Source organism: Sphaerochaeta sp. S2, assembly GCF_016406725.1.
In the GTDB taxonomy this organism is placed as follows: domain Bacteria; phylum Spirochaetota; class Spirochaetia; order Sphaerochaetales; family Sphaerochaetaceae; genus Sphaerochaeta.
Genome location: NZ_JAEKNT010000032.1, coordinates 1 through 5,900, shown reverse-complemented (window position 1 = coordinate 5,900; position 5,900 = coordinate 1). Strand labels below are relative to the sequence as shown.

Sequence of the window (5,900 nt, the reverse complement as noted above, 5' to 3'; positions counted from 1 at the left end):
GGGTTCCGGCAAGTCAATCATTGCAACGACCAGGAAATTGGCGAGAATCATCTTTGCCATGCTCCACAACAGGGAACCGTTCAATCCAGCCTTGATGGTGAGGGACAAGTGTCTGTTCACTGTCGAGGAGGTCATAGGGGCTTGACTTGACAGCTCCTATAGTAAAACAAACAAAGGTTAGCAGTTTCCTAACTTTACTGTTGACTTTTTATAGGAGGAGGAGCAATACATGCAATCATCTAAAACCAAATTCAACCTAAAAAACGGACTCGCAAAAAGTGAAGGCGTAGAATCCCTCAAACGCTATGCCACCAACCTCAAGGGCATCTTCGCTGATGAGGAAAAGCTCACTTCCCTGATCGATTCCTCCAATCCACTGATCTATGAATTCTATGACCTTGGGGTGGAAGAAAAACCAGGTAATCTCGCGTATGGCACCAGCATCGTTTACCCTGGTGTGGTAGGACGAGAGTTTTACATGACAAAGGGTCATTTTCATACCGTTCTCGACACTGCTGAGGTATATCTCTGCCTCTCAGGACATGGTTTAATGGTAATGGAGAATCCTGAAGGGGAAACCGAGATACAAGAACTTACCGCAGGAGAAGCAGTCCTTGTTCCCGGCCGCTATGCACATCGATCGGTAAATATCAGTGATTCCGAACCACTGGTCACTTTCTTTACCTTTGCTGCCGATGCAGGACATGACTATGGAACCATCGAGCAGAAAGGCTTCAGGAAACTGGTATTGAGAACAGGTAATGAGATGTATGAGGTGGTAGACAACCCTAATTGGAAGGCAAACTGATGGTAGAAAAACACATTGTTGATTCACTGGAAACATGGTTTTACGAAGAGACAGACAAAATCCCTGTTAACTCCATGCAATTTGCATGGGTAGGACAGGCAGGATTCCTGTTCAAAACCAAGAGTATTCGTCTGGGAATTGACCTCTACCTCTCCGACTCCCTGGCAAGGAAATACCAAGGTGGGGAGTTTCCTCACAAACGCATGGTAGATATCCCTATTCCCCCAGATTCACTCACAAACCTTGATGTCGTGTTATGCTCCCATGGGCATACCGACCATATGGACAAGGAAACACTCACTCCCCTCTTCAGCGATGGCAAAGGACCACTGGTCATTGCTCCTCGCTACGAGGTCTCCCGTCTCCTGGATATGGGAATCCCCTCCAGTCGGATAGTTGGGTTGAGTGAGGGGGAGTCTTTCCTTATGAAGGAAGGAATAGCTATCCATGCAATCCCAGCTGCTCATGAAGAGCTCACCTATGATTCCTGGGGTCAGATAAAAGCACTTGGATTCGTGGTCGATATGGGGTTTGTCTCGTGGTACCACAGTGGAGATACCGTGCGATTTCCTTCGCTCTGTGAGTCAATCAAGACATGGAACCCTTCACTCTGCTTCCTACCGGTAAATGGGAAAAAGCCCCATCTTACCGAGAAGGGCATCATCGGCAATCTCTCGATAGCAGAAGCAGGGAACCTCGCAAAGGATATCGGCGCATCCCTCTTGATACCTCACCATTTTGGTATGTTCGATTTCAATACTGTGGCTGAAGATTCGATCATCAGTACGCTCAGTGATCAAGGGTGGGAAAAGGATGCCACATTCATACTCCCAAGCCTAAAAACCATCTATACCTATACTAATGAGAGGAAGTAGCAATGCATAGTTTTTTTGCACAGCAACAACTCGACAAAAATACTCCCATTCCACTGTATTTCCAACTGAAAACGCTTTTACTCAAGTTCATAAAGACCCAGGATGGGGTGGTATCGCTACCTACAGAGCAGCAACTCTGCAATCATTTTAACATCTCTCGCTCTACGGTTCGCCAGGCATTGAAAGAGTTGGTGAATGAAGGAGTCATCGAGCGCCACAAGGCAAAGGGGTCCCTCACCATCCAAAAAAAACTGGAGCAGAACTTTCTTTCAGTCTTGGAGAGTTTCAATGATGAGATGCAGGAAAAGGGTTTGCTTCCAACAACCCAAGTACTCGACCTCTCCCTCATTGAACCTTCCCTGGCAATTCGGGAAGCTCTGGACCTTCCCCCTGGAGAACAAGTCGTACAGTTGATCAGACTCAGGGGAACGGGAGAAGAACCTATTGTCCTGGTGTACACCTACCTTCCTGCTTCCTTTAAAGGCATTCGTAATTTGATCCAGGAAGACCTGGTAAACAACTCCTTGTACAAATTGCTGCAGAGCAAGTACCACGTTGCAATTGACTGGACCAGGAGAATCATCGAAATCCGAAGCGCAGGAGAGTTTGAAGCGAAGCTTTTGCATATCAAGGCAAAGGACCCACTGCAATATATCGAAACCATCTCCAGGACCAAGGAAGGAGTGCCCTTCGAATTCTCAAAGGCATATTACCGGGGTGATCTCAACAAATTCGTCATTGAAATCAGAAACAAGAGGTTATGATATGAAGCAGACATTGCTCGCCTATGGGCCAAGCCTGAAGACATCACAGATCCAGGATCTTGCAGATAAAGCTGAAGCCGAGGACATGGATACCTTATATCTCCAAGAAATTGCTGTTGGCAGACTGCCCAGGGAAGAACGCTCAGGGATGCTGGCTTCCCTTCCCTTTGCAGGACTGATGGATGAACAACTCTCTTTCATGATGGAGAGAGCTATGGAGTTGGATTGCTCACATTTCACGTTTGCTCTCCCTGCAGGCTATGTTCGTGATGGTCGTTTCAATGAAATCGAAGCACTGCTTTCTACATTGAAAGCAAAAAGTTCGCTTATACTGGTCCCAACCATAGTCCTCGCTGAACTACCGCTGCAGCGTTTGAAGGAAATTATTACTCGCTGTTTCACCTTAGGCTTGAACCATCTCTGTTTGGGAACAGGAACTTCGCTCGATGGAGCCACCCCAGAGTATATCGAAACAGCACTCTCTCTCTACAAGAAACAGGGAATACCGACTACGAATCTGGAAATTGCCTGTTCAGTACCTGACCCGGCACTTCCTGTCACGCACCGTATCTGCCTATCGCAGACACCGGGAAACCTGTCGGCCTATTAAGGGGGATACGCACCATGGACAGAAAAGCATTTTGCCACATCATCGACCATACATTACTCAAGCCTGAGGCAACCAGAGAACAGATAGAAAAGCTGTGCATTGAGGCAAGGGAAAACGAGTTTGCAACCGTCGCCATAGAACCCGTTTACATACCCTATGCTGCAAGTCTCTTACAAGGCAGCAAGACAGGCATCACCAGTGCAATAGCTTACCCCCATGGATCATGGAGCATTAAAGCGAAGTGCCATGAGATCGGACTCTGCCTGAAAGCAGGTGCAAGTGATTGTGACTATGTCCTCGACTTGGGGGCTCTAAAAGAGGGGAATTGGGATCAGATCAGAAAGGAAGCACGGGAGTGTAGAAAAGCGACGGGCTCTGCAATTCTAAAGATCATACTCGAAGTATCGCTCCTCACTGATGAAGAGATCCGTATTGCTTCTCTCATCAGCGCAGAGGAAGGTGCTGATTTTGTAAAAACTGCAACCGGTTATCTCGCATCCCCAACCATCGAACAAGTAGCCATCATGACTGAGGCAGTCGCAGGAACCAAGACAAGTGTCAAAGCTGCAGGGGGCTTCTCTTCCATGAAACGGGTACAGCAAGCATTGGATTTAGGGGTAAAACGCATCGGCACCAGTTCCGCATTTAAACTCCTGGAAGAACTGCAATCGTAATCTGATCAACAAGGAATGCATATGAGTGAGCATCGTATTTTTGAACTATGGCAGGAATTTGCACTCCACCAGAAACAGGTGGAGCTGGGCGTGGTTGCACCCGAGATAGCAGCTTCCTGGCATCGCTCAAGAGAACTTGGTCTCGACCCCTTCCTTGCAGACATGCAAACAGTTTCCGACCAGGAACTGAATCAGAGACGAAGGAAAGTACAGGAACTGATCACCTCTTCCCTACCCTATATGCATAAACTCTTTACCCTTATCAAGGATGACCAAGCGGTAATCACCCTCTGTGATGCTGATGCGGTTATCCTGGAGGTGCTTGCCAATCCCACAGCCTATCCGGAAATCAGTTATCCTGAGGAAGGAACCATCCATAGCGAAAAGCTTGTAGGAACCAATGCAATCGGTTTGGCACTTGCCATAGACAGCTCTGTGGAAGTGGTTGGTGCAGAGCATTGGAGAAAAGTGAACCATGCATGGGCATGCTATGCAAACCCACTCCATGCAGGCAATACAATTATTGGATGCATCAATGTTGCCTGTCCCATTACAAGCTACCAAGATACAGGAACCATAGCTCCCATGGTACAAGCATCATCAAACGCCATTGAACGGGAATTGATGTTCAAACTCAAGCTCAGTGACCAAGAAAAAGTCATCCAGCAGCAGAAAACGCTGCTCGAGTATGTCGATACCGGGATCATTGCCATTGATCGGGATGGAGTAATCAAACAGATCAACCAACAAGCACTCGACATCTTCAAGGTACAGGGAGCTTGGGAAGGACGTTTTCTGAAAGACCTATTCCATAGTGAAGTAAATCTCACTGCATTGGCTGAACAAGGAAAGATGCTCGATGAGCAGGACCTACCCATCAAGATTGGCTCCTCCTATGCACATATTACCTGCTCCACCTACAAATTGGAGCTCGACAAGCTTGGCATCAATCTCGTCATCCTGGTGAGAACCCCGGCCACGGTACGGAGAATCGTCAACAAGGCCTCTGGTGCGAATGCCCGCTATAGCTTCTCTGATATCATCGGTTCCTGTGCTGCTATGGAACAACCGCTGAAAATTGCCCAGCTGGCAAGCAAGAACAACACAAATGTACTGGTGATGGGAGAAACCGGAACCGGCAAAGAGCTATTGGTCCAGGCGATTCATAATGCAAGTGAGAGACGGAATAAACCATTCATCGCCATAAATTGCGGGGCTCTTTCTCGCGAACTGATCCGAAGTGAATTGTTCGGATATGAGGGTGGGGCATTTACCAGCGCTAAGAGTAGCGGCAGTCTTGGTAAATTTGAACTTGCAGAAGGAGGAACACTCTTCTTGGATGAGATTGGGGAGATGCCCCTGGAAGTCCAGGCAGTCCTCCTTCGTGTATTACAGACGCAGGAAGTAGTGCGAATAGGTGGCAAGTATCCAATTCCGGTGAACGTCCGCGTAATCGCGGCCACCCACAGGGACCTTGCAATTGCAGTGCAGGAACAAACATTCAGGAATGACTTGTACTACCGCTTGAATGTCCTATCCATCAATCTGCCCCCATTAAGGGAGCGCAATGGAGACATTCATAAGCTGGTCGCATTCTTCCTCAAGAAATTTCAACATCAATTCGAGAAACCAAATCTCACGATTGATGACATGGTCTGTAAATTGTTTGAAGTATACAATTGGCCTGGAAACATCAGGGAGCTGGAGAATGTACTGCAGCGTGCGGCTGTCATCTGTGAGAACGATCTTATCACCATCCATGATATTCCCAGTACCATCATAAATTACCAACCAAATGATTTTTCCCACAACCAAACCCAGCAAGAGGGATTCTCCCTCGAGGAAGGAAAACGCGAGAAGTTGATCCAGATTCTCCAGAAAACAAATGGGAATGTTAGAGAGGTCTCCACACTGCTCAGGATTTCCAGGGGAACGGTCTACAACATGCTGAACCGCTATAACATTGACTTGCAAGCCTTCAGAAAAGGCTATATCGACTCATAATTAGTATCCAAGAAGGAGCAACCCTATGCATGAAGCACTGTTTGAACAAATCCATACGATCGGCCTGGTACCGGTGGTGAAGATCGATGATGCCAGCAAGGCCGAGGGTCTTGCAGGAGCCCTGATCGCAGGCGGACTGCCCTGTGCAGAGGTCACCTTCCGCAC

The 5,900-nt window shown here is 47.7% G+C and carries 6 protein-coding genes; all 6 read left to right on the top strand.

Features of this window, described 5'->3' with window-relative positions:
• The first annotated feature begins 229 nt into the window (after positions 1 to 229).
• The 6 genes from JF818_RS00810 to JF818_RS00785 are packed head-to-tail and all read left to right on the top strand — an operon-like array spanning position 230 to position 5,735.
• Positions 230 to 808, top strand: coding sequence for a glucose-6-phosphate isomerase family protein (locus tag JF818_RS00810; protein ID WP_198890098.1), 579 nt, complete (start codon positions 230 to 232; stop codon positions 806 to 808).
• Positions 808 to 1,683, top strand: a complete 876-nt coding sequence (locus tag JF818_RS00805) for an MBL fold metallo-hydrolase (RefSeq protein WP_198890097.1) — start codon at positions 808 to 810, stop codon at positions 1,681 to 1,683. Before JF818_RS00810 ends, JF818_RS00805 begins: the two co-directional genes overlap by 1 nt.
• Positions 1,684 to 1,685: 2 nt before the next feature.
• A complete protein-coding gene (locus JF818_RS00800; RefSeq protein WP_198890096.1) occupies positions 1,686 to 2,447 on the top strand; it encodes a GntR family transcriptional regulator in 762 nt (253 codons plus the stop codon).
• A gap of 1 nt (position 2,448) precedes the next feature.
• A complete protein-coding gene (locus JF818_RS00795) occupies positions 2,449 to 3,057 on the top strand; it encodes a hypothetical protein (RefSeq protein ID WP_198890095.1) in 609 nt (202 codons plus the stop codon).
• Positions 3,058 to 3,071: 14 nt separating this feature from the next.
• Positions 3,072 to 3,731 (top strand): deoxyribose-phosphate aldolase, encoded by a 660-nt coding sequence (gene deoC, locus JF818_RS00790; protein WP_198890094.1) that lies wholly within the window; start codon positions 3,072 to 3,074, stop codon positions 3,729 to 3,731.
• A gap of 21 nt (positions 3,732 to 3,752) precedes the next feature.
• Complete coding sequence (locus tag JF818_RS00785) at positions 3,753 to 5,735, top strand: sigma-54-dependent Fis family transcriptional regulator (RefSeq protein ID WP_198890093.1); 1,983 nt, start codon at positions 3,753 to 3,755, stop codon at positions 5,733 to 5,735.
• Positions 5,736 to 5,900 lie beyond the last annotated feature (165 nt).